The sequence below is a fragment of the Sphingobacterium spiritivorum genome, from assembly GCF_016724845.1.
GTDB lineage: Bacteria > Bacteroidota > Bacteroidia > Sphingobacteriales > Sphingobacteriaceae > Sphingobacterium > Sphingobacterium spiritivorum_A.
Window position 1 is genome coordinate 4,147,798 of sequence record NZ_CP068082.1, and the last position, 22,767, is coordinate 4,170,564.

At 39.3% G+C, this 22,767-nt stretch carries 21 protein-coding genes; 14 read left to right on the plus strand and 7 right to left on the minus strand.

Features of this window, described 5'->3' with window-relative positions; all coding sequences use genetic code 11:
* The first annotated feature begins 172 nt into the window (after window positions 1-172).
* From I6J03_RS17705 to I6J03_RS17720, 4 genes are all read left to right on the plus strand, one after another.
* Window positions 173-982: a hypothetical protein gene (locus I6J03_RS17705; protein WP_003003443.1), complete on the plus strand. Its 810-nt coding sequence runs from the start codon at window positions 173-175 to the stop codon at window positions 980-982.
* The gene (locus I6J03_RS17710; RefSeq protein WP_003003440.1) at window positions 983-1,747 is read left to right on the plus strand and encodes a methyltransferase domain-containing protein; all 765 of its coding nucleotides are present in this window, start codon (window positions 983-985) and stop codon (window positions 1,745-1,747) included. It abuts the gene before it with no gap.
* 10 nt (window positions 1,748-1,757) lie between these two features.
* Window positions 1,758-3,908: a sensor histidine kinase gene (locus I6J03_RS17715; protein WP_003003438.1), complete on the plus strand. Its 2,151-nt coding sequence runs from the start codon at window positions 1,758-1,760 to the stop codon at window positions 3,906-3,908.
* Between the two features lie 82 nt (window positions 3,909-3,990).
* Entirely contained in the window at window positions 3,991-5,076 is a 1,086-nt protein-coding gene (locus tag I6J03_RS17720; RefSeq protein WP_003003435.1) for a sensor histidine kinase, read from the plus strand.
* Window positions 5,077-5,095: 19 nt separating this feature from the next.
* On the opposite strand, the gene I6J03_RS17725 is transcribed toward I6J03_RS17720, so the two are convergent.
* The 6 genes from I6J03_RS17725 to I6J03_RS17750 form a co-directional block, all read right to left on the minus strand.
* Window positions 5,096-5,560: a response regulator gene (locus I6J03_RS17725; RefSeq protein WP_003003432.1), complete on the minus strand. Its 465-nt coding sequence runs from the start codon at window positions 5,558-5,560 to the stop codon at window positions 5,096-5,098.
* Between the two features lie 150 nt (window positions 5,561-5,710).
* A complete protein-coding gene (locus I6J03_RS17730) occupies window positions 5,711-6,100 on the minus strand; it encodes a hypothetical protein (RefSeq protein ID WP_003003428.1) in 390 nt (129 codons plus the stop codon).
* Between the two features lie 53 nt (window positions 6,101-6,153).
* Window positions 6,154-6,639 (minus strand): hypothetical protein, encoded by a 486-nt coding sequence (locus I6J03_RS17735; protein WP_232279612.1) that lies wholly within the window; start codon window positions 6,637-6,639, stop codon window positions 6,154-6,156.
* A 136-nt stretch (window positions 6,640-6,775) separates the two neighbouring features.
* A complete protein-coding gene (locus tag I6J03_RS17740) occupies window positions 6,776-8,407 on the minus strand; it encodes an ABC-F family ATP-binding cassette domain-containing protein (RefSeq protein ID WP_003003422.1) in 1,632 nt (543 codons plus the stop codon).
* Window positions 8,408-8,548: 141 nt separating this feature from the next.
* A complete protein-coding gene (locus I6J03_RS17745; protein ID WP_201693872.1) occupies window positions 8,549-9,523 on the minus strand; it encodes an SAM-dependent methyltransferase in 975 nt (324 codons plus the stop codon).
* A 106-nt stretch (window positions 9,524-9,629) separates the two neighbouring features.
* Complete coding sequence (locus I6J03_RS17750; protein ID WP_003003416.1) at window positions 9,630-10,730, minus strand: serine hydrolase domain-containing protein; 1,101 nt, start codon at window positions 10,728-10,730, stop codon at window positions 9,630-9,632.
* Between the two features lie 180 nt (window positions 10,731-10,910).
* On the opposite strand from I6J03_RS17750, the gene I6J03_RS17755 reads away from it, so the two are divergent.
* The 10 genes from I6J03_RS17755 to I6J03_RS17800 all read left to right on the plus strand — a co-directional run bounded on the left by I6J03_RS17755 (window position 10,911) and on the right by I6J03_RS17800 (window position 21,396).
* On the plus strand, window positions 10,911-11,570 hold the full coding sequence (locus I6J03_RS17755; RefSeq protein ID WP_039989719.1) for a murein L,D-transpeptidase catalytic domain-containing protein: 660 nt from the start codon (window positions 10,911-10,913) through the stop codon (window positions 11,568-11,570).
* 509 nt (window positions 11,571-12,079) lie between these two features.
* Window positions 12,080-13,207, plus strand: a complete 1,128-nt coding sequence (locus tag I6J03_RS17760; protein ID WP_003003410.1) for an alpha/beta hydrolase — start codon at window positions 12,080-12,082, stop codon at window positions 13,205-13,207.
* Window positions 13,200-14,585 (plus strand): leucyl aminopeptidase family protein, encoded by a 1,386-nt coding sequence (locus tag I6J03_RS17765; RefSeq protein WP_003003407.1) that lies wholly within the window; start codon window positions 13,200-13,202, stop codon window positions 14,583-14,585. Before I6J03_RS17760 ends, I6J03_RS17765 begins: the two co-directional genes overlap by 8 nt.
* 5 nt (window positions 14,586-14,590) lie before the next feature.
* Window positions 14,591-15,796 carry an ATP-grasp domain-containing protein gene (locus tag I6J03_RS17770; protein WP_003003404.1) on the plus strand — a complete coding sequence of 402 codons (1,206 nt, stop codon included), beginning with the start codon at window positions 14,591-14,593 and terminating at the stop codon, window positions 15,794-15,796.
* A gap of 16 nt (window positions 15,797-15,812) precedes the next feature.
* On the plus strand, window positions 15,813-16,526 hold the full coding sequence (locus I6J03_RS17775) for an alpha/beta fold hydrolase (RefSeq protein WP_003003400.1): 714 nt from the start codon (window positions 15,813-15,815) through the stop codon (window positions 16,524-16,526).
* A gap of 39 nt (window positions 16,527-16,565) precedes the next feature.
* Window positions 16,566-17,519 (plus strand): ATP-grasp domain-containing protein, encoded by a 954-nt coding sequence (locus I6J03_RS17780; RefSeq protein WP_003003398.1) that lies wholly within the window; start codon window positions 16,566-16,568, stop codon window positions 17,517-17,519.
* A 57-nt stretch (window positions 17,520-17,576) separates the two neighbouring features.
* The gene (locus I6J03_RS17785; protein WP_003003395.1) at window positions 17,577-18,677 is read left to right on the plus strand and encodes a carboxylate-amine ligase; all 1,101 of its coding nucleotides are present in this window, start codon (window positions 17,577-17,579) and stop codon (window positions 18,675-18,677) included.
* A 63-nt stretch (window positions 18,678-18,740) separates the two neighbouring features.
* Complete coding sequence (locus tag I6J03_RS17790) at window positions 18,741-19,574, plus strand: type 1 glutamine amidotransferase (protein ID WP_003003392.1); 834 nt, start codon at window positions 18,741-18,743, stop codon at window positions 19,572-19,574.
* A 13-nt stretch (window positions 19,575-19,587) separates the two neighbouring features.
* Window positions 19,588-20,778 (plus strand): hypothetical protein, encoded by a 1,191-nt coding sequence (locus tag I6J03_RS17795; RefSeq protein ID WP_003003388.1) that lies wholly within the window; start codon window positions 19,588-19,590, stop codon window positions 20,776-20,778.
* Between the two features lie 69 nt (window positions 20,779-20,847).
* Window positions 20,848-21,396: a hypothetical protein gene (locus I6J03_RS17800; protein WP_003003385.1), complete on the plus strand. Its 549-nt coding sequence runs from the start codon at window positions 20,848-20,850 to the stop codon at window positions 21,394-21,396.
* 323 nt (window positions 21,397-21,719) lie between these two features.
* Here I6J03_RS17800 and I6J03_RS17805 read toward each other — a convergent pair whose 3' ends face one another.
* On the minus strand, window positions 21,720-22,130 hold the full coding sequence (locus I6J03_RS17805; RefSeq protein ID WP_201693874.1) for a hypothetical protein: 411 nt from the start codon (window positions 22,128-22,130) through the stop codon (window positions 21,720-21,722).
* Between the last annotated feature and the right edge of the window lie 637 nt (window positions 22,131-22,767).

A 22,767-nucleotide genomic window follows, 5' to 3' on the forward strand; every position in this document is an offset into this window, starting at 1 on the left:
TTGGGGAGGACTTCTCGGATTAAATCTGTAAAAGTTTTTACCTGCTAACGGGCAGCAATAAAAGCACCTTCATAGAAAAGCAATATCCATTCATATTATTTTCTGCAACAGCCACAGCTTTAGTTTTTATTGATTAGTTTTGTGTTTCAATTGAATATTTTATAACATTTCCGTGGCATTAGTATTTAACGATGGACGTCCGGTAGTGAGATTGAGAGCATTTCGTGCTATTGATGATCCACAGACCTGTGAACGTTTTATAGAAGGGCATGCTCATGTCCTGACCGCTATAGGTGTAAAGAAGGTTACATCCTCTAAGAATGACTGGATGTATAATCCCGCTGCTTTTGTTTTGATTGTCGAATCATTAGACGGCGAAAGGGTGTATGGTGGTGTGCGCATTCATGTGGCAGGTGGAAGTGAACCGCTTCCGATAGAACAGGCAACCGGAGCAATGGATGCAAGTGTGTACGATCTGGTCCATCAATATGCAAAACAGGGAACAGGAGAAGGGTGTGGATTGTGGAATTCACGTGAAATTGCAGGATATGGAATTGGTAGTATCTTCCTGACGAGGGCAGGAGCAGCGATCAGTACGCAGGTGGGGATCAAGTCCTTATTTGCACTTTGTGCTCCGTATACCGTGAAGCTGGCCGAAAGTGTAGGATATCGCATAGATACGACTGTGGGTAACAACGGTACCTTTTATTATCCGAAGCTGGACCTTCTGGCGACAGTGATGATTATGCGAAATCTGGATACACTGACAGAAGCAGATCAGGAAAATAAAGATGCTATATTATCGCTTCGCGGTAATTCGAATATTGTTCGTGTGGAAAGTCTGCGCAATAAGGAGATTGAAATCCACTATCAGATCGATATTCCGAATCTGGATCAGTGGGATCTGCAACAGGTTATCAACAACCTGAAGTATGCGCCTAATGACTTTAAACTGGATGATCGAAATTTAAATATATTATAAATGGATAATAAACACTATGGTGCCGGTTATTTGGTGGATACCGGCGATTTTCTTAAACAGTTAAAAATTCATTCATATACGCCTTTTGCAAATCTTCCGCAAGGTGTAATTTTGGATTTGGGCTGCGGTACCGGCATGGATGCTATCAACATAGCGGATATGGTAGGAGAGCGCGGACAGGTTATCGGTATTGACCATGATCAGGCTATGATCGGGCATGCCAGAACTACCGTAGGTGAAAGAAAAAACATAGATTTTGTACAGGCTGGAGTAGATAAGCTTGACTTTGAAGATAATAGTGTTTCGGGAATACGTATGGAACGTGTGGTTCAGCATTTGCCGGAACCCGATGCCACATTCAGGGAAGTGTATCGTGTTTTGAAAACGGATCATCCTTTCGTTGTGGTAGAAACCATATGGGACAGCCTTAATTTTTATACACAACATATTGCGACAGAACAGAAGATCCGTAATTATCTGACCGGACAAAAAGTAAATAACGGATGGGCGGGAAATAAACTGACTGCAGATCTGAATGCAAATGGATTCCGGAATATTCAGCTGGACACCTTCTGTATGGTCGTCCGTACTAAAGAAGAAGCTAACCGCTACATTTTTCTGGATCTGATACTGGCAGAAATGGCAGATAAAGCTGTACTGACAAAAGAAGAGTCTGAAGATTTTATAACTAGCTTGTTATCTGCAGATAATAACGGTTATTTTACCGTTTCCATGAATCTGGTAATAGCTAAGGCTGTAAAATAAAGCAACTGTGATGAGGCTCTGGATTATCCTGTTATCTTTCTTTGTATTTGCCGGCAATTTTCAATCTTATGCTGAGGTCATCATTAATGATGCGACCCACAGGCTGACCGTTGGAAAGAGCCTCGAACGCTATATGGGTAAAGAAGGGGTTTCCTTTGCTGAAATCCGGGCTTCTAAAGATTTTAAAGCATTGGACAGCGAGGTGCCTAATCTGGGTATTTCTCCGTCTGATATCTGGCTGCGGCTGCCGGTTACTAATCAGGGTCAGGCAACAGATCTTCTGCTTGAAATAGCTTATCCTTTACTGGATGAAGTCGAACTATTTGTCCCGTCTGCTTCAGGTGAATACCATTCCATAAAGCTGGGAGAGCATCTTGTATTTTCCAAACGGCAATATAAGATACCGAATTATGTGTTTGATATCCATCTTCCGGAAAATAGTTCGCAGGTATTTTATCTGAGGATCAATAGTACAGAGCAGATTATCTTACCTGTGCATATCAGTAATGAGCTTGGTTTTGTGTCGCAGGTAAACAGAGATAATCTGGTAAGCGGTATTTACATTGGTATCGTCTTTATTATGGCCATATATAACCTTTTTCTTTTCTTTTCCGTACGGGAAAGAGGTTATCTTTACTATGTACTGTATGTGCTTTTTGCCGGAATTACACAGATGGGTATCAAGGGGTACAGCTTTCAGTACCTGTGGCCCGACTGGCCTTCCTTTGCAACAAAGGGGCCTATTATTTTCGGGTGTTTATCCGGTTTAAGTGCTTTACTCTTTGCGTATTCCTTTCTCCAGTTAAAGAAGAATGCACCACATGCAAGACGCTTTTTCTGCGTATTTATTGTCTTGTTTACGATAAGCTTGTTTATGGTGATCTTCGGCTGGGAGCAGCAGGCATTTCTCTGTATGCAACTGGTCACGGGGGTAGCTTCTTTATACGTGCTATACATTTCATACCGTGTCATGATCAATGGTTTCCGTCCGGCAAGATATTTTGTATTTGGATGGACGATTCTCCTTTTGGGATCCGTAGTTTTCCTTCTAAAAGACTATGGATTACTCGAGTATGATGATTTTACGAGCAACGCTGTACAGTTGGCTTCCGTTATAGAAATGGCACTTCTTTCCTTCGGTCTGGCTTACAGTATTAATATCCTGAAAGAGGAAAAAGAAGTTTCTCAGGCGCGGGAACTTGCTATTTCGCTGGAGAACGAGCGCCTGATCCGGGAACAGAATATCGTCCTGGAACAGAAAGTGGAAGAGCGTACACTAGAATTGACGCAATCCAATGAATCTCTACAGACAACATTGACTCATCTGAAGGAGACGCAGTCACAACTTGTAGAAGCGGAGAAGATGGCTTCTTTGGGACAGCTTACAGCTGGTGTGGCTCATGAAATCAATAATCCGATCAACTTCGTGACTTCTAATGTGGCGCCACTGAAACGAGACATTAAGATGATCTGGGAGATGGTGGATGAAGTCGAACGTCTGGCACTGGCAGATGATCTGAGCAATAGTGAAAAACAGGCACGGATCAAAGCTTACAAACAGGAGTTGGATGTAGATTATCTGAAGACAGAAGTTGATTTTCTGTTAAAAGGTATGCATGATGGAGCTCACAGAACGGCTGAGATCGTAAAAAGTCTGCGGATATTCTCACGTGTGGATGAAGATACACTCAAATTTGCCGATATCAATGAGGGACTGGAATCTACTATGGTGATCCTCAATAGTTTGATAAGAGAGGGGGTCGAAGTCGAAAACAGCTATGCTGATTTGCCAAAAATTGAATGTCATGCCGGTAAGCTCAATCAGGTATTCTTAAATATTCTGACCAATGCTATTTATGCCATCAACAAGAAGTTTGATAATAAGGCAGGAGGGAAGCTAAAGATTGAGACCGGTATATATGAAGATAATTCCTTTATTTACATAAAAATAGCCGATAATGGCATTGGTATTCCTAAGGAAATCCGGGAGAAAATCTTTGAACCTTTCTTTACGACTAAAGATGTGGGCGAAGGAACCGGATTGGGAATGTCAATAGCCTACAATACAATTGCTAAGCATCATGGTAAGATCCTGGTCGAATCCGAAGTCGGAGAGGGAACGATTTTTACTTTGATCCTCCCGATCCAACAAAATATTTGATTAAAAAGTATACCTAAATGTCCGATAAATTATCATTAACTTCGCTCATAGGGTTGTTGAGGAAATACCATAATAGATAATTATGCAAAGAGAACTCGTAATATTATATATTGATGATGAAGTGAACAATCTGATTGGTTTTAAGGCCAATTTCAGATACAACTATACTGTTCTCACCGCATCAAATACGACAGAAGCACGGGAGATACTTCTTGCCAATCCTGATATACGCATTATCTTTTGTGATCAGCGTATGCCGGAAGAACTGGGTGTAGACTTCTTTCATCGGATAAAGAAAGATTTTCCTAAGCCTATTCGTATTTTACTGACTGCCTACGCTGATATGGAAACAGTGATAGATGCGGTCAATAAGGGACATATTTTCAGGTTTGTTCGTAAGCCCTGGGTAGAAGAAGATATTATCTCTGCCGTAGAGGAGGCTGATAAGTTTTATATCGCCAATTCGATGTTAGAGATTAAGAATGAAGAGCTGCAAAAGGCTTATGACGAACTGGATAAGTTTGCTTACAGTGTGAGTCATGACCTTCGTGATCCGCTTACAGGGGTATTGTCTGCTGTGAGATTAGCTTCGGAGTTTGACAGTATTGATCGTATTCATGAATTACTGGGGCTGATGGACGATTCACTGATCAGTCTGGATGCTTATATTGATAGCTTACGTGACTATTATCTGCTAAGAAGAGGAGAACTGTTCTTATCGGATATAGATTTCAGGGAACTGTTCGGAAATATAGCTCAGTTCTATAAGATGTATACACAGAATAAAGATGTAGCATTCAAAATTACTGTAAACCAGGATTATGTATTTAAAAGTGATAAAGCTATTCTGGAACTTATTCTACACAATTTGTTGTCTAATGCGTTCAAGTATCAGCGTAAAGAACTGGAGAATAAGGTTGTCAGTTTATCTGTTGATGTGACAGAGACAGAAGCTACGATTACAGTTGTTGATAATGGGATAGGAATCTCTTCCGAACATATAAGCGATATATTCAAATTATTCTTCCGAGGCAGTGATCAGGCAAAAGGAATGGGATTTGGTCTCTATAATGTACAGAATGCCTTATTAAAATTGAAGGGAACTATTGATGTGAAGTCAGAACTTGGTTTCGGAACGACATTTAAGGTCGTCATTCCGAGCAAGTAATCTGTATGCAGATGATCCTTTAGGAAAGGAGTTTCTGACGTAAAAGAAATTCCAGTTGTTCGTTAGATGTTTCCAGTTGTGAATTGGTCTCTATTATTTTTTCTCTTTCATTATAGGCTTCGTAAGCGCGTATTATTGTTTGATCCAGTTCCTCTTCACTCCACGGCTTATTCAGATAATGAAATATTTTTCCTTTGTTAACGGCGTCTATGACAGCAGCCATGTCTGTATAACCGGTCAGCAGAATACGCATAGGATGCGGATCCAGTTTAATAATCTCTTCTAAGAATTCTACGCCAGTCATTTCGGGCATCCGCTGGTCCGTAATAATAACATTGACAGGATTCTTTTTGACAATTTCTATAGCATCCGCACCACTTATCGCTGTGTGGACTTCATATTTGAGACGAAAGGTCGCCTTAAAGGAAAGCAAATTATTCTCCTCATCATCTACGTATAATACCGCAATCTTCTTGTTTTCCATCGTTTTATTGCTTTTTAGACTGATAAATCAATCAATCAGCCAAATTAAAAAAAAGTATTTCAATAATCAAAGAGAAGCTGATGAATATGAAGGAATCATTACAAACGGATCTGTTATCCTGTCTTTATAGTAGCTTGGTTGCAGGGCAGATTATTTACAGTTTGGCGTAGCTGTTAAGACATCCAGGGACATATCCATTGCTTTTTTAGCCCATTTTTTCATGCCTTGCAAATCAGCTTCTTTGAGGGCTTTGTTACCAAACGTTACAGCATTTAACGCATAGTTTTTAGCATTCGCACAGTTGCAGGATGGTATAAGCGCATATGCTGATGCTTCAGTTGCTTTTGCAACTCCATCCTTTAAAAGCGGTGTAGCATTTTCAATTGAAGTGGACTGATAGGCTTTTTTGAATGTCATAAAGGCCAGTTCAGCATATGTGGATGCCATTTCACAACCTGTAAATTCTGGTTTCTTTTCTGCTCTTGCAGATGTAAAAAATAAGGCGCTGATAAGCGTAAGAGGTATCAGGATGCATTTCATAATTAAATCAGGTATGATGTTATTGTAAATATACAGAAAAGAGCAGATAATTTTCAGTGTGTCATTTGCCGGTGCTTATTAGCTTTCAAACTCATCTTAATCAACACTATGATTCTTTCGGCTTCCTCTTTCTCTATTCCGATACCAATACGTTGAATCTTATCGTATTCAAATGCTATCACTCCATAAGCAGCCAGTGAAGTCAGAGCTGTCCTGGATACAAAGAAATCCATAAACGAATAAGGATGATTTTCGTATTTCAGATCTTTTATTTTTTGCAGATCAAAGCGTCGGGATTGCGTAAAGAAACCTGCTTTCTTCACTATTATGAGATGATTTTGATCAATACCGATTGTTTCTTCACCCATCAGATACCATAATAATGCTCTGAAAACAAAGATACAGTATAGCAACAGGAGAACTAAAGCAATCCCGGCTCTGTAATCGTAAAAAGCTGCTATGCTAAATCCGGTTATCAGGAAAATAAGAAAACACAAGAGCAGTACAAATGTGACTATAGCCGACTTGTGTTTATTCATTTTTGTTCTTATCAGAAGCATATTAATCGTATTGAATGTACGGATGATTGCATGATCAGAAGATTGTTATATCAAATAAAATGCCCGAAGTTATATACTTCAGGCATTTTGTATTATTAAGGTATATCTTCTTCGGTTAGCGTTCGATATCTTTCAGACTATTCATTTTCTTGTATTCGAGGAATCCCTTGATGTCTTCAAAATGTTCCCGAACCCGTTTATTACCAAATTCAAAAACTTTTTTTGCCAATCCATCCAGGAAGTCCCGATCGTGGGATACCAGTATCAATGTCCCGTCGAAATCCTGTAAGGCATCTTTGATGATATCTTTTGTTTTCATATCAAGATGGTTGGTCGGCTCATCGAGTATCAATACATTCACAGGTTCCAGTAATAATTTGATCATTGCAAGACGGGTTTTCTCACCACCGGAGAGGACTTTTACTTTTTTGGTGGTATCATCACCACTAAACATAAATGCGCCCAGCAAATCCTTTATTTTGACGCGTACATCGCCTATGGCAATCTGGTCTATTGTTTCAAAAACCGTCAGCTCTTCATCCAGTAAGGCTGCCTGATTCTGTGCAAAATAACCTATTTTGGCATTGTGACCGACTTTAAGTGTACCATCAAAATCTATTTCACCCATAATAGCTTTTATCATGGTTGACTTACCCTCACCGTTTTTACCTACAAAAGCCACTTTTTCACCTCTTTCGATTACCATGGAAGCTTTCTCAAATACAGTATGGTCTCCGTATACTTTTGTCAGCTCTTCTACGATGACCGGATACTGACCGGATCGTGGTGATGGCGGAAATTTCAGACGCAGAGCAGACGTATCCACTTCATCAATTTCAATGATCTCTAATTTTTCCAGCATTTTGACCCGGGACTGTACCTGCAATGTCTTAGAGTATGTACCTCTGAAACGGTCAATAAATTCCTGATTATCGGCAATAAAACGTTGTTGTTCTTCGTATGCTTTCAGCTGATGCATGCGACGATCCTTGCGCAATTCCAGATAATGGCTGTATTTGGCTTTGTAATCGTATATTTTGCCCATAGTGACTTCTATGGTGCGGTTGGTAATATTATCCACAAATGCACGGTCATGGGAGATCACGATAACAGCTTTAGCTGAGTTTACCAGAAAATCTTCCAGCCATTGGATACTTTCAATATCCATGTGATTGGTTGGCTCATCCAGAAGGATCAGATCCGGTTTTTTGAGCAGAATTTTAGCCAGTTCGATACGCATGCGCCAGCCTCCGGAGAATTCTGAAGTCTGACGTGTGAAATCCGTACGTTCAAATCCAAGTCCTTTCAGTACTTTTTCTACTTCAGCATCGTAGTTCGTCTCTTCTATGGAGTAAAATTTTTCACTTAATTCCGAAACCCGTTCGATCAGTTTCATATAATCGTCCGTTTCATAATCCGTACGGATATTCAGTTGTTCGTTCAACGCTTCCAGTTCATCCCGCATTTTATAGACTTCTTCAAAGGCTTTGGACGTTTCTTCAAATACGGTCATGTTGTCCTGCGTCAACAGATGCTGCGGAAGGTATGCGATGACCGCATCCTTTGGGCCGCTCACGTTACCTGTAGTCGGCTTGCCCACACCAGCTATAATTTTTAATAAGGTAGATTTACCTGCACCGTTTTTCCCCATCAGTGCGATTTTATCATTTTCATTTATAGAAAAAGATACATCGCTGAAAAGTGTTGTTCCTCCAAAAGATACGGAGATATTATTTACATTGATCACTATATGCTCGTATTAAAATCAGCCGCAAAGATAAGAGAATAAGATGAGTTTGCCGCGCAAAAGCCAGTAGTTTCAGATACAATATAGAGAATTACCCGGCACGTTTGCTTTTTAATGCTTCTGATCTTCAGAATGACTTAATTAATCCTCTCTGATCAGGAAAGAGGGAAGCTGACTTACCTGATATTGAATTTTTATTTTTTGACCTCTATAGACCTCCGGCACGTTAAATTTTCGCAATATATTCAGGCTGCAGTCATTTAATCGTAAATATTGATCTTCATAAACCTGAATCGTCGTATCCAGATAGAAGCGGAGTTTGGGGTTTTCAGGAATTTGCACTGCTGTATTCGCAAATTGCCATACAGATGAGGATGATTTTTGAAGAACCTGGTCAATATACGTTCTGTCAAAAGACATCAGGGAAGAAATCGTTTCTCCGGTTTTTGATAAATTTTCCCGAGCCACAAGATCTACACAAATCTGTTGCGGAATACATATACAGTCTGAAGGGAGTTGAGATAGCAGATTGAGCATAATGCTTACCTGTGGTTCGCGATAGAGGCCATTGTGCATAGTCTCGCTGATCAAAATATCTACCTGTCTGTCTTCTGTCTTCCAGGTACTGGCATCACAACAGTGATAAGCACGCACATAAGATTCAAATCCAAATTGAGCAATACAATTTTGCATCTTTTCAAAGCTGATCGGGTTGATTTCCAGTAAAGTAAATTGGATTTCTTCAGGAAGAAACTGCGACATTACCGGAATCGCTAATGTCGCAAAAGGACCTGTTCCGGCATATAGGATATGCACAGGAGTTTGACGCTCTTTGAGACAGGTGTTAATAGCCTGATATAATCCTTTTAAAAATCGTTGCGTTCTCAATACTTCTCTGCTGCATAATGCAGCCCATAATGGTCCTATAGCATTTCCGGATTCCGTTGTATGATGTTCCCTTAAAGACTCATCATGGCTGTTTATTTCAACACTATCGAATAACAGTTGAGATAATCCCGTAATGGCAGGAGCAAGCTTGTCGTGAAAATCTGAGGGAATAAGGATATCATCTGTATAGGCTTTGAGAATGTGTCTGAGTTCACTGTTGCTTTTCATAGAAAATAGGTGTTTTGTTAGGTATAGAGGTAATATTGCCGGCAATCTACAAAGAGTAAGTGATATCTCCGTACGGAAATGTCGCTGTCTATTTGTTAAGTAAGTTTTATAACGTATTCTTCATTTCAATATCAACTATTTCACTACCCTTCTCTTGTAAATAATACTTCAGTAAATCCACATACAGACTTACACCATTGTCAGAATTTGTAAAAATCAACAAACCTTGTTTTGTTTCCGGAAGAATAAAGAAAATTGTTCGTACACCTTTGTCCGAACCTCCGTGTGCCAGAGCGTATGTGCCATCTTTAAAATCGTAAATTTCAAATCCAAGACCAAAGTGTTTTCCTCTTGTGCTCGGCACCTGTCTGAAAACCATTTCATCAAATACCTTTTTTGATAATCCTTCACCATTCATAACGCTGATCAGGAATTTACCGTAATCTTCGATACTGGTCATCAGATCATCTGCGGCATTCGGTTCCCGGTTCTTTACTACCGGATAACTATTCCCTTTGTTGTCATAACCAACAGCTAATCTTGTACTGTCTGTATCTTTATTCCAGATGTATTGGGTATCCGGCATTTTTATCGGTCTGAATACGAGTTCATCTGCTAATTGCTGTAATGATTTGTTGAATTTCTTCTCCAATGCTTTACGCAGATATTCATATCCTTCGCCTGAGTACTGATATTTCGTTCCGGGATCAAACTGAAAGCCAAGTTTCTTGTTTTCGTTCTCCCAGCGCCAATTAGCGAAACCTGTCTGATGACTCAGCACAAGTCGTGTTGTCAGTTGCTGATGTCGGGGATCGTTAGCAATCTCGGGATCTGTCCAGTACATGTATAGCGGCTCGTCCAGATTCCATTTTCCTAGACTTACTAATTTTAATGCTACGATTGCGGTTACAGGTTTTGTCAGTGAAGCTACATTGAATAGAGTGTTTTCAGGGGCTGGAATTCCTTCTTTGATCTCTCCGTATACTTCTGCCTGCTGAAAAACTCCGTTGTCAATGATTCCAAGCCCCAGAATGGGGACTTTATTGTCTTTTAACCATTTTTCCACTAATTTTTTATTGTTAAAAACGGAAGCGTTCGTTTGGGCACGGGAAGCGGAGCTTTTAGCAAATACGATTAGTAAAACAAATGCTATTCTGGCGTATCGTCTTATATATGTTGATGTATTGCTATTTTTTAAATCTTTCATAATCTTACGTAATCAGCTGAAATATAAAGGAAATATTTCGAAAAGCCGAATTCTAATGTTTTCTGATTTACCCTGAGAAGAATAATCTGTTTTCTTTTCAGTATGGGATGAAATCAGTTAACAGTAAAGGATAAATCTCTTAAAATAATGTATCTTGTAAGCGTAAAGAAAATGCTGATTATGAATATTAAAGTGATTAGTCTCGTTCTATTTATTTCTCTGCTGATGGTTAATTGTCAGGCCGAAGGAGATAAAAGCAAAGTGGAAACTCCGGTTGCAGAACAGGTTCAACAGGATATCAGACCTGAAGTGGACACTGTAAAACTGCAGCAAAAGGCTGACGAAGCACTGGCATTTTGTAAACTAAAGAAATTCAGTACGGATTTTTGTATTCTTATTGATATGGAACTTCATTCCGGGATTAATCGTTTTTTTATCTGGGATTTTAAAAATAATCGAATTTCAGAAGAGTATCTCGTAGGGCATGGTTGCGGACGCAACAGCTGGGCTTCTGATGAATCTAAAGATAAGGCCGAATTTAGCAACAGGGACGGAAGCCATCTTTCTTCTCTTGGTAAGTATAAAATCGGGGCAAGGGGATATAGCAACTGGGGAATTAATATAAAATATATCTTGCACGGTCTGGAAAAAACGAATGATAATGCCTTGAAGAGAATTATTGTATTTCATTCATGGGAAAAAATGAGTGATACCGAGACCTATCCGCAGGGAAGTCCCGAAGGTTGGGGATGTCCTACGGTTTCGAATGAGGCGATGAAAATTATTGATAGCAGACTGAGGCGTGCAAAGCAGCCGGTTCTGATGTGGATATATAACTGATACTGCATTTATAATACACTTGCCTGAGCTTATATAGAATTTAAAACTTCTCTTGCTTTAAAGTCAGCATACGACTTTGCCAGATCTGTATTAAATCCGGATCCATTTGATCATATCCTGCATTGTATATTGTAGCGTTGGTACGACAAATATTGAAATATTATTACAGTACGTTTGAAACACTATCATTTATTGTATATATTTATAATGATGATTAATATTTCTTTGGGAAATTTATACTCTAAATATCATAATTATATAATTATCAATATTTTAAACTAACTAATAACGGGTTATATACCTTACAATATTCACACACTAACTATAATCATTATTTAGTTATTTTATTTAATTCGCTAATTAACAATAATTTATTGTTTTTCTGCAGTTGCTTTAGCCGCAGATCAACTGTAAACTTTTGTAAGAAATAAAATATGTCATGCTATTGATTGACATGTACACGCATAGCTATTAAAAAAAATAACTCCATTTAATAAAACAGAATTTCAATGAAGTTTTTTCTGAAAACAGAACACAATGATGAAAGAACCATATTCATCACCGGGAATTTCAATAACTGGAATCCGAGAGATAATCGCTTTAGTCTTCAACAGACTGAGGAAGGGTATTGTATAGATATTAATGATGAAATCTTACCCTCTGAAATAGAGTATAAATTTACCAAAGGCGGTTGGGAAAATGTAGAAATTGACAGCGAAGCACAATTCACTCCCAACAGAAAAGTCAATAAGAAAGCAAAAGAGGTTGAAGATAGTGTAGAAGGCTGGCGTCTCAACTGGGCTCCTTTCAAAGAAGAGTATTTTCCTAAGATTGAACTGATTTCCGAAAATTTCTATATCCCGCAACTGAATAAGACACGTAAAGTATGGGCTCTTCTTCCTTATGACTATGAAACGACGGAGAAGAGTTATCCGGTGCTCTATCTGCAGGACGCTCAGAATCTGTTTAATGAAGAGAGTCCCTTTGGAAACTGGGAGATTGACAAAAAACTTTCGCTGCTCGCCGAATACGGGATTGGCGACATCATTATTATCGCAGTAGAACACGGCAGTGAATACCGTATACAGGAATATGTATTTGAAGATGATAATGAGTACGCTGTCAAGGCGGAAGGCAAAAAATACATCCGGTTTATAACAGATACACTAAAGCCCTATGTTGACCAGCATTTCCGGACTTTGCCCGACAGAGAGCATACCGGAATAGGAGGGAGTTCATTGGGAGCACTGATCAGTATCTATGGTGGTTTTCTATACCCGGAAGTCTATTCAAAGCTGATGCTGTTTTCTCCCTCATTGTGGCTTAATCCCAATAATAATTTTCCGATGCTCAGTTTCCATCAACCTTATTATACCAAAGCATATATCTACGGTGGTGAGCCGGAAGGATCGGATATGGTAAAGCGGATTAATCTTTTTAAAGATGCTATGAGTCGTTGGGAAGAGAGCAAATCAATAGAATTTGAGGTGAGAACGAGTATACATCCGGAAGGAAAACATGAAGAATTTTACTGGTCCCAGGAATTTCCGCGGGCATTGGAATGGCTGTTTTTCGATAAACTGGAAAATCCTGTAGAGAGAAAGAAAAGATATACTAAAGAAAAGGAAAATGTCTAAGCTCATTCAACATATTTATATCCACTCCGAAGCATCATGGATGGTGCACAAGTCAACCTATCCTCATGCTATGGATAAATTCTTTTCGGGCAGGCAAAATGAAAGTTTTGTGATAACATCAGAAAACGAGATCAGCTTTTTTCTAGGCATCGGGAGCTCCTCCTGTGCTGAAAGTATACTCGTGGATATTGGTCACAAATTCGCTTACGACAACAGGGAGAAACTATTTGCGACCTCTACGTACCTGCATCACGATGTACTGGACAGTACCGGTTTCGAAAGTCTATGGATGGGGTTCTATCTTGGAACTTATGAATATCCTTTTTCGGCGAGCCATCCGTTGTGGGATGATGAATTCAGTTGGGAGGGTTTGGAGAATCACAAAGCCGGATTGGTTAAGATTAAAGCCATTTGTGAAGGTCAGTTTATGTGCATGGACTGGTTGAATAAGCCGGCTAACTATAAGCGTATATCCCTGTTAAATGCTTTTTTAGAGGAAAAGTCAAAGGAATATGATTTACAGTATACGTCATTTGACAGAAAGGAATGTGAAATGCACGGGCTTGGTGCTTTTCTTGCCGTTAATCAGGGAAGCAGTCAGGAAGCATCTTTTACCATTCTGGAATACCGGTGCGGAACAAGGGGAGCTCCTGTAATAGGGCTGGTCGGTAAATGCGTCTTATTTGATACGGGAGGGATCTCTATCAAACCTTCCTCCAATCTTCATTATATGAAAAGTGATATGGGTGGAGCTACGGCTGTGCTGGGCGCGTTGATTGCGGCATCAAAGCTGAAATTTCCGGTGGACATTGTAGCCATTTTACCGATTACAGACAACGCCGTATCCAATGATTCTTACCTGCCAAGTGATGTCGTCACCGCCTATAACGGAAAGACCATAGAGATACTGGACACGGATGCTGAAGGACGTCTGACATTGGCAGACGGACTGAGCTATCTGTCAAAAAATTATAAAACGGATTATCTGATAGATCTGGCAACACTGACTGGCAGTGCGGTGAGAATGTTTGGCAGTACATGCGGGGCACTTTTTTCAAATAATGAGGGACTAGAGCACCAATTGCTAACGTCAGGACAAAAGACCGGTCAGCGTCTTTGGAATTTGCCGTTATGGGAGGATTGGGAAGATGAGATTAAATCAGATGTAGCCGATTTTAAAAATATATCCCTCAAACCTGTTGGTGACTGTATCGTCGCCGCCACCTTTCTTAAGCATTTTATTAATGAGCATCCTAAATGGGCACATTTGGATATTGCCGCTATGTGCTTCGGAAATGTAAGATATGCTAAAGAAAAGGCTGCCACAGGATATGGCGTACGCCTTTTAATAGATTTTATAGAAAACTTACAAACCTGATAGTTATGAGAACATTTGTATGCCTTTCCAGTTATTATAAGGGCTATGACTTTATGGATGAATGCAAAAAACTGGGCAACAAAGTCATCCTGATTACTTCTGAAAGTCTGAAAGGCAAGAACTGGCCCTGGCATGCTATCGATGAAGTCTATTACATGCCGGAGACTGAGCCTTCGGTCTGGAACTCTGATCATATGATCCAGGGATTCGCTTACCTTATGAAAATCCATATCATTGATACTGTCATTGCTCTAGATGATTTTGATGTGGAGAAAGCGGCCCTGATCCGGGAAACTTTCCGGATACAGGGGATGGGGCAAACTACCTACCGGTATTTCCGTGACAAGCTGGCGATGCGCCAGATGGCAAAAGACAGCAGAATTAACATCCCACCTTTTGTCCCGGTCTTTAATGATGCTGTAATTGCAAAATTCATAGACGAAAATCCTGCCCCCTGGGTGCTGAAGCCCCGTTCAGAGGCGTCTGCCAGCGGAATAAGAAAAATATACAGTACAGAAGGACTGTGGCAGGCTCTGGAGGATCTTAGTGAAGAAAGGATTCATTTTCTGTTAGAAGTTTTTAAACCGGGGGATGTCTTTCATGTGGATTGTCTCATCTATGACAAAGAAATAAAATTTATTTCCTGTTCTCAGTATTTGTCTCCGCCTATGGCGGTATCTCATGACGGTGGAATCTTCAGAACCAGAACATTGGCGGAAGATTCGGAAGACTTCAAACAACTGGAAGAAATAAATCATCAGGTCTTATCCAAATTTGGCATCGTACACGGGACGACACATTCGGAGTTTATAAAAAGTAACGAAGATGGAAAATTTTATTTTCTCGAAACCTCCTGCCGTGTGGGCGGAGCACATATAGCCGATATGGTAGAGGCTGCTACCGATGTTAACCTTTGGCGGGAGTGGGTGAAAATAGAAACGATGGTGTTGAATAAATCTACCTATCATCTTAGCTATAAAAGGAAGTATTTCGCAGGACTTATAATCGCTTTGGCTAAAGATAAATATCCTGATATTACGGATTTCCAGACAGCTGAATTAGTTAAATCTCTGGACCTGGAACATCATATCAGCCTGTTGTATCAATCTGATTCTGCCGAAAAAATCACAGAGGCGCTGGATCGTGCTGCCGAAAAAATCTATACCCACCATCTGAGCATTCTGCCTCCGCAGGCTAAGCCGGTTTCTTAACTTAAAAAATGAAGATATGCCAAAAGTAGAATACACAGATTACTATTCCCATATGCTGGGAAGAACGATTAATATACAGGTAACCGGACATTACGGATATCCTGTTATTATGTTTCCTACCTCACAGGGGAGTTTTACACAGAATTCGGATTTTCATCTCAATGCATCCGTGGATTATTTTACTGACAATGGTAAAATAAAGCTCTTTAATCTGGAAACACTGGATCAGGAAAATTTATACAACACGCACATTCCTCCACATGAACGTATAGCCCGTTATGAAAATTATATGCTGTTTCTTTTTCTGGAGTATATTCCGTTTATCCGGAAAACCCATAATGTACATCGTGTAGCTGTTGCAGGATGCAGCTTCGGAGCCTATCATGCGACCAATTTTGCCTTCCGCTTTCCGGATGTCGTGTCACACCTGATTGCCATGTCCGGTGCATTTTCTATCCGCAATTTTATGGATGGATACAGCAGTGAGACCGTTTATTTCAATTGTCCTGAAGAATTTATGCAAGACGACGCTTCCTGGAAGTTTGGTCATATGCACATTGTACTTAGTACCTCAGATCAGGATGTATGTCTGAGTAAGAATCAGAGAATGTCAGATATCTTACGGTCTAAGGGGATTGATCACTGGTACGACGAGGCCAAGTGGATTGATCATGACTGGCCTCTGTGGAGAATGGTTTTCCCCAGATTTATAGGCGCATATTTCTCATAAAATACATATCAAATATAATTAACCTAAAAAAATAATATTATGGTAAAGAAAGTCGGAATTCTATTCGGAATGGAAGATACATTCCCATGGGCATTTATTGAAAAGGTCAATGAATTGGGGAAAGGTAAAATAATCGCTGAACCTGTAAAAATAGATATACTGGAACAGGGAGCAGATTATGGGTATGCTGTTATTATTGACCGTATATCGCAGGATGTGCCTTTTTACAGAGCTTACCTCAAAAATGCAGCTCTTAACGGTACTTACATTATTAATAATCCTTTCTGGTGGAGTGCTGATGAAAAATTCTTTAACAATGCACTAATGAGTAAGCTGGGTATCCCTTTACCTAAGACGGTCCTGCTACCTTCACACGAAAGACCTGTAAATACTTCTGAAACATCATTCAGAAATCTCAGCTTTCCGCATGACTGGGAGTATATCTTTCAGTATGTAGGTTTCCCGGCCTATATGAAACCGCATGACGGTGGCGGCTGGAGAAATGTGTACCGTGTCGAAAATCCTGATGACTTATGGAACAAACTGGGAGAAACTGATCAGTTGGTCATGATGGTGCAGGAGGAAATCGTCTTCGAAGACTACTACCGTGTCTATTGTTTAGGTAAAAAATATGTTCATATTATGCCATATGAACCCCGGAATCCCCACCATTTGAGATATGCAGCAAAGTCTCAGTATTCGGGAAAACGGCTCAAGGATCTGCTAAAGACCATCCATGACTACACCATTACTATGAATCAGGCTTTGGGCTATGATTTCAATACCGTAGAATTTGCTGTACGGGATGGTATACCATATGCTATTGATTTTTGTAATCCCGCACCTGATGCAGACAAAAACTCTGTAGGGGAGGAAAATTTTGCATGGATAGTAGAACATGCAGCTAAGCTGGCAATAGACAAGGCTAAAGAATATACTCCCGGAAAACCCAATATATCATGGGGAACATTTGTGAAGGACTCAATCAGATAGAAATATAAAACTTCAGAAGATATTTTCTTCTGCACTGCTAACTAAAAATTAACCCAAATGCACAAGTTTACGATAGGTATAGAAGAAGAATATCAGATCATTGATGCAGAGAGCAGAGATCTGGTATCACATGTTTCCAAGATTATTGAAAGTGGCAAGGCTATTTTAAGCGAAAATCTGAAGCATGAAATGCACGAATCTATGGTTGAAATGGAAACCGGTATTTGTCAGAATATCCAACATGCCCGTGAAGAACTGACTGGTCTGAGACGCCAGTTGGTAAAAATAGCACATGATCAGGGACTTCGTGTTTCTGGAGGTGGTACGCACCCTTTTTCCCACTGGAAAGACAATATTATTACGAAAGCCGAACGCTATAATAAAATTGTGAATGACATGGGAGATGTTGCACGATCTAACCTGATCTTTGGTCTTCATGTTCATATCGGCATCCCTGATCGTGAAGAAGGCATCCGTATACAGAATGTGATGCGATACTTTCTGCCTCATATTTATGCGCTGTCTACCAATTCACCTTTTTGGGTAGGACGACTTACCGGTTTTAAATCGTATCGTCAGGAGGTTTTTGCCAAATTCCCCAGAACCGGAATCCCCAGTTATTTTGGTAGCGTTGCCGAATTTGATGCTTATGTCAACCTGATGATAAAAACAGGCACCATAGACAACGCCAAAAAGATATGGTGGGACCTTCGGGTGCACCCGTTTTATCCGACAATAGAATTCAGAATCTGTGATATGCCTTTTACTATAGATGAAACAACATGTCTTGCAGCGATCATGCAATCATTAGTTGCGAAAATTTATAAAATGCACCAGCAGAATATCAGTTTCCGTTCTTATCGCAGATTACTGCTCAGTGAAAATAAGTGGCGGGCTTCCAAAGACGGAATACATGCTGATCTTATTGATTTTGGTAAAGAGACCAGTGTTCCGTATGCGATTTTACTGGATGAACTGCTGGAGTTTATTGATGATGTGGTGGATGGATTAGGCTGCCGTAAGGAAGTAGAATATGCACGGCAAATTGTCAAAATGGGCACTGGAGCGGATCGGCAATTGATGGTTTTCAATGAAACAGGAGATATCAAAAAGGTCGTCGATTACATGATCTGTGAAACTGAGAAATCAGTGCTTTGATAGTACAACCGGCTAATAAAACAGTTTTTTACTACAGTTCTACATTAGAAAAATTTACATATTATGAATCATGAGGTAAGGATCGCTTTACTGGATATGAACAACAATTATCCCAACCAGGGGATGGGCAATATTAAAGATATATCAGCAGCTTTTAAAGCGGGTTCGGATTATATGATCTCCATTGAAATGTTTGATGTCCGCTCTAAATATGAAATACCGGATATTAAAGATTTCGATATTTTTATTTCCTCAGGCGGGCCCGGAAATCCACATAAGGAAGGCTATGTATGGGAAGAAAATTACAATCGTTTTCTGAATGCAATATGGAAGCATAATAAAGAAAATGAGGCTAAAAAATACCTGTTTCTTATATGTCATTCCTTTCAGGTAGCCTGTATATATTGGGATCTGGCTGAGGTGATACCCCGGAAGTCGTATTCTTTCGGGGTGATGCCAATTCACAAAACGGAAGACGCTGAGCAGGATCTGATGCTGAAGAATCTTCCGGAGCCTTTTTATGCTGTAGACTCGAGAGCATATCAGGTTGTCCGTCCAAAGTCAGATCATCTGGATAAATACGGAATGAAGATCACCGCATTAGAAAAGATACGTCCGCATGTTGATTTGGAAAGAGCTGTAATGGCTATCCGGTTTTCTGATGAAATATTCGGTACACAGTTTCATCCGGAGGCAGATCCGATCGGATTTATGGAGGCACTCAAGATTGAAAAATACAGAAACAGTATCATCGAAGATCATGGACCGGAGAAATACCAGGAGACGATTAATCGTATCAATGACCATGATAAAGTAGTATTAACAAGAAAAGAAATTTTACCCCGGTTTTTAGAATTTGCAGCCGAAAAGGTCTTCAAAGCTACTTCACTGGCCTAAAAAACACAAGAATATGATCGCCCGTTTCAGAAAACAATTTAATGAAGTTTTCTCGTCCGAGAAATATCAAAAACTAATAGATGTCTGTCAGCAGTCTTCGGATACTGATATTGGCTTCAGACTTTCAGAGAGTCCTGTTTTTATAGATAAAGCTTTTCAGGAAAAACTATTTGAGGCCGCCGGATCTATTATTCAGCAGGTAGATTCTTTTTCAGCGGAGGAGCTTGGCAAAGCTATTCCTGCTCATACTTTGGTTCCGGGAGATGATACACACTGTCATTTTCTATCCATTGATTTCGGGATATGCAGAAATGAATCCGGAGAACTGGAACCTCAGCTTATCGAGCTACAGGCTTTTCCTTCTTTGTTTGGTTTTCAGCGTCAGTATGAAGAAGACCTCCGGTCTGTATATCCTTTTCTGGACGCTTTCAACAGACGTATTCCGGTAGATGAGTACAGGGAAAAACTGAAGAACATTATCGTAGGAAACGAAAATCCGGAGCATGTTATTCTGCTTGAAATATTTCCGGAGAAACAAAAAACAGCTGTAGACTTCCATGTTACCGAACAATTTTTGGGGATAAAAACGGTTTGTCTGACTGAGCTTATAAAAGAAGGTCGCCAGCTTTTCTATAATGACAAGGGCAGAAAGATAAAAGTAAACCGTATCTATAACCGTGTTATTTTTGATGAACTGGATCATATCCCTGATCTGAAGACGGATTTTCACTTTACGGATGATGTAGAGGTCACCTGGGTGACTCATCCTAACTGGTTCTTTAAGGTTTCTAAATTTATTCTCCCGAAGCTGAATCATGCATATGTGCCTAAAAGCTACTTTTTGCATGAAGCTCCTGAAAATATTGACTATAGTAAGTATGTACTCAAGCCTCTATTCTCTTTTGCCGGAAGCGGAGTAAATATACATCCTGCACCAGAGGATATTGATAAAATTGTTGATAAAGAGAATTATATTCTTCAACAAAAGGTAAGCTATGCTCCGATATTTGAAGATATCAACGGTGAGTTCTCAAAAGCTGAAATCCGGCTTTTGTTTGGTAAAGCAGAGGGAAGCAAGGAACTGGAATTATTAGTAAATATAGTAAGGATGACCAAAGCTGAAATGGTAAATGTAAACTTTAATAAAAAGGACGCCATCTGGATAGGTAGTACAATGGCATTTATGGAGAGTGATCTTAAATAGTTAACAGGCTTATTTAGGTATGGTATTTGATGAACTCTGGAACTAACAGTTAACATTTAATTTAAAAATATGAAAAATAAGTTTTTCTTTCTGCTTTCCGTTATTTTTGCCGTAGTTCTTTCTGTGGGTTGTTCAAAAAGTGATAATAAGCCTGATAATGGTAATCAGGATGTATTTATGCGTTGTAAGTTTAATGGCAAATTACGTGAATTTGCTTTTCATGTGAATGCGAATGATCCGCCATCTGAAAAACTTATACATTTCGTCGTCGTGTCGGGTCGGGAAGGTGAAGATATAGCCAGATCTCCCGGGTTCGGATTCAGTCTGGTGCTTCCTGAAGGAGCGCAGGAAAAAACATATGAAGTAGCCGGAGGTTTAACCCCTGAACTGGATGCCACTTATTTTGTACAAAACTATAACGGAAGTACGAATATCGGAACTTCTACCTGGAGTGGGGGACGTTCGGAGGGTACTTCGTTTAAACTGACTATTACCAGTTTAAGTGACTGGGGTGTAAAAGGTAAATTCAGCGGCTTGCTAAAGGGTGATGACGATAGTCTGATAACGGTTACTGATGGAGAATTCTCTGCACCGTATAATTATGGAGGCCGAAAATAGATCAGAAAATACAATAAAAATTATATATCTTAATGACTTAAAAATAGTCTGATCATATGAAAATTTTTGTATACATCTTAATCTTTTTCCTTGTCTATTTTGCGGTAAGTTATGTGCTGTCTTATTTTTGGTATGCTGATATTGACGTGAAATGGATACTCATCAGCAGCAGCCTGTCCTCAGCATTAATGCTTGTCTTTCTGTTAGTGGATAGGAGAAGAAAGGTTTAATGATTTATAGTTATAGGTCTGTTTCGGATCAGACGTTTCATAAAAAATAATAGCCAGGCTAAAAAGCCTGGCTATTATTTTTTATGCTGATTTTTATTTTTGATGGACTTTCAAGTTTAGAGTCACTCTTTTCAGGTAGGATGGCGTTTTATAATCCTGACGCATGATGAGGGTTGAATCTGATATTTGGTATGCGAAAGAGGATTTTTGTTTGCCGATGTTCAGGTATATTGTATCCTGAGATATTGTGTAAGATCCATTGCCCTCACCTGAATTTAATTTACCATTCGGAAGAAAGTGTATAGTGTCCTTTTCAGACCTGGAATAATCAGTTCTGCCCCCTAAACCTTCATTTTTACTGTGGTCAGGATTCAGGTAAGTAATTTCTTCCGAAACGATCTTCCATTTTTTTTGTATATCGTTTTTTTGCTGCAGAATGTGATTATTACTATGCGGGATAAAAGATAAATTGAAAAGGAATAGCAAATAGTGAGTTAATATCATTTTTTTATTCAAAGAACTACAAAAATTGTTCCGTTTATGTAGTTCCCGGCAAAACTTTATTGACCTTACGCATTAGTAATCTAAAGAAAGGATTAAGATTTTTGTATTTATTGTATTAGTCTTGTTTTATTCCGTTAATACAAAGGCTACGTTTTGTTATTTCTCCCTTTCATTAAACAAAAGACTTCCCCCATTTTCTATTCCATTGGAATTCATGGCTTTTATAAGCAATTTTCCATTTTTATATATTTCAGATAATCCATAAGCTTCCCCTCTTTCATGGTATGTCTTACCTTATATTTCGATTTGATTCGAATATTGTTAGTTGTTCGTCAGAAGTGGAATGAAAAATTGTTTCACTCTGTAATAAATTATTTTTGTTGAAAACCTTTCTAATCTTACAAACACCATCTTCGTAAGAACTAATTACAAACCCTTCTTCTAATAATCATTGAAAATCTCCGATGTATTTAATTAATTTTATCTTCTTAAAATAACATTAAATAAAGCTGTCATATTGAGCAATAGATATGTTTTTACACTGGGTTTTGTTAACTCGCTGAGTCAGAGTTTTGGCGGACCTAATGTTAAGCAATATATTTAATAGAATGTGTAAAATAGATAAATATTATGTTTA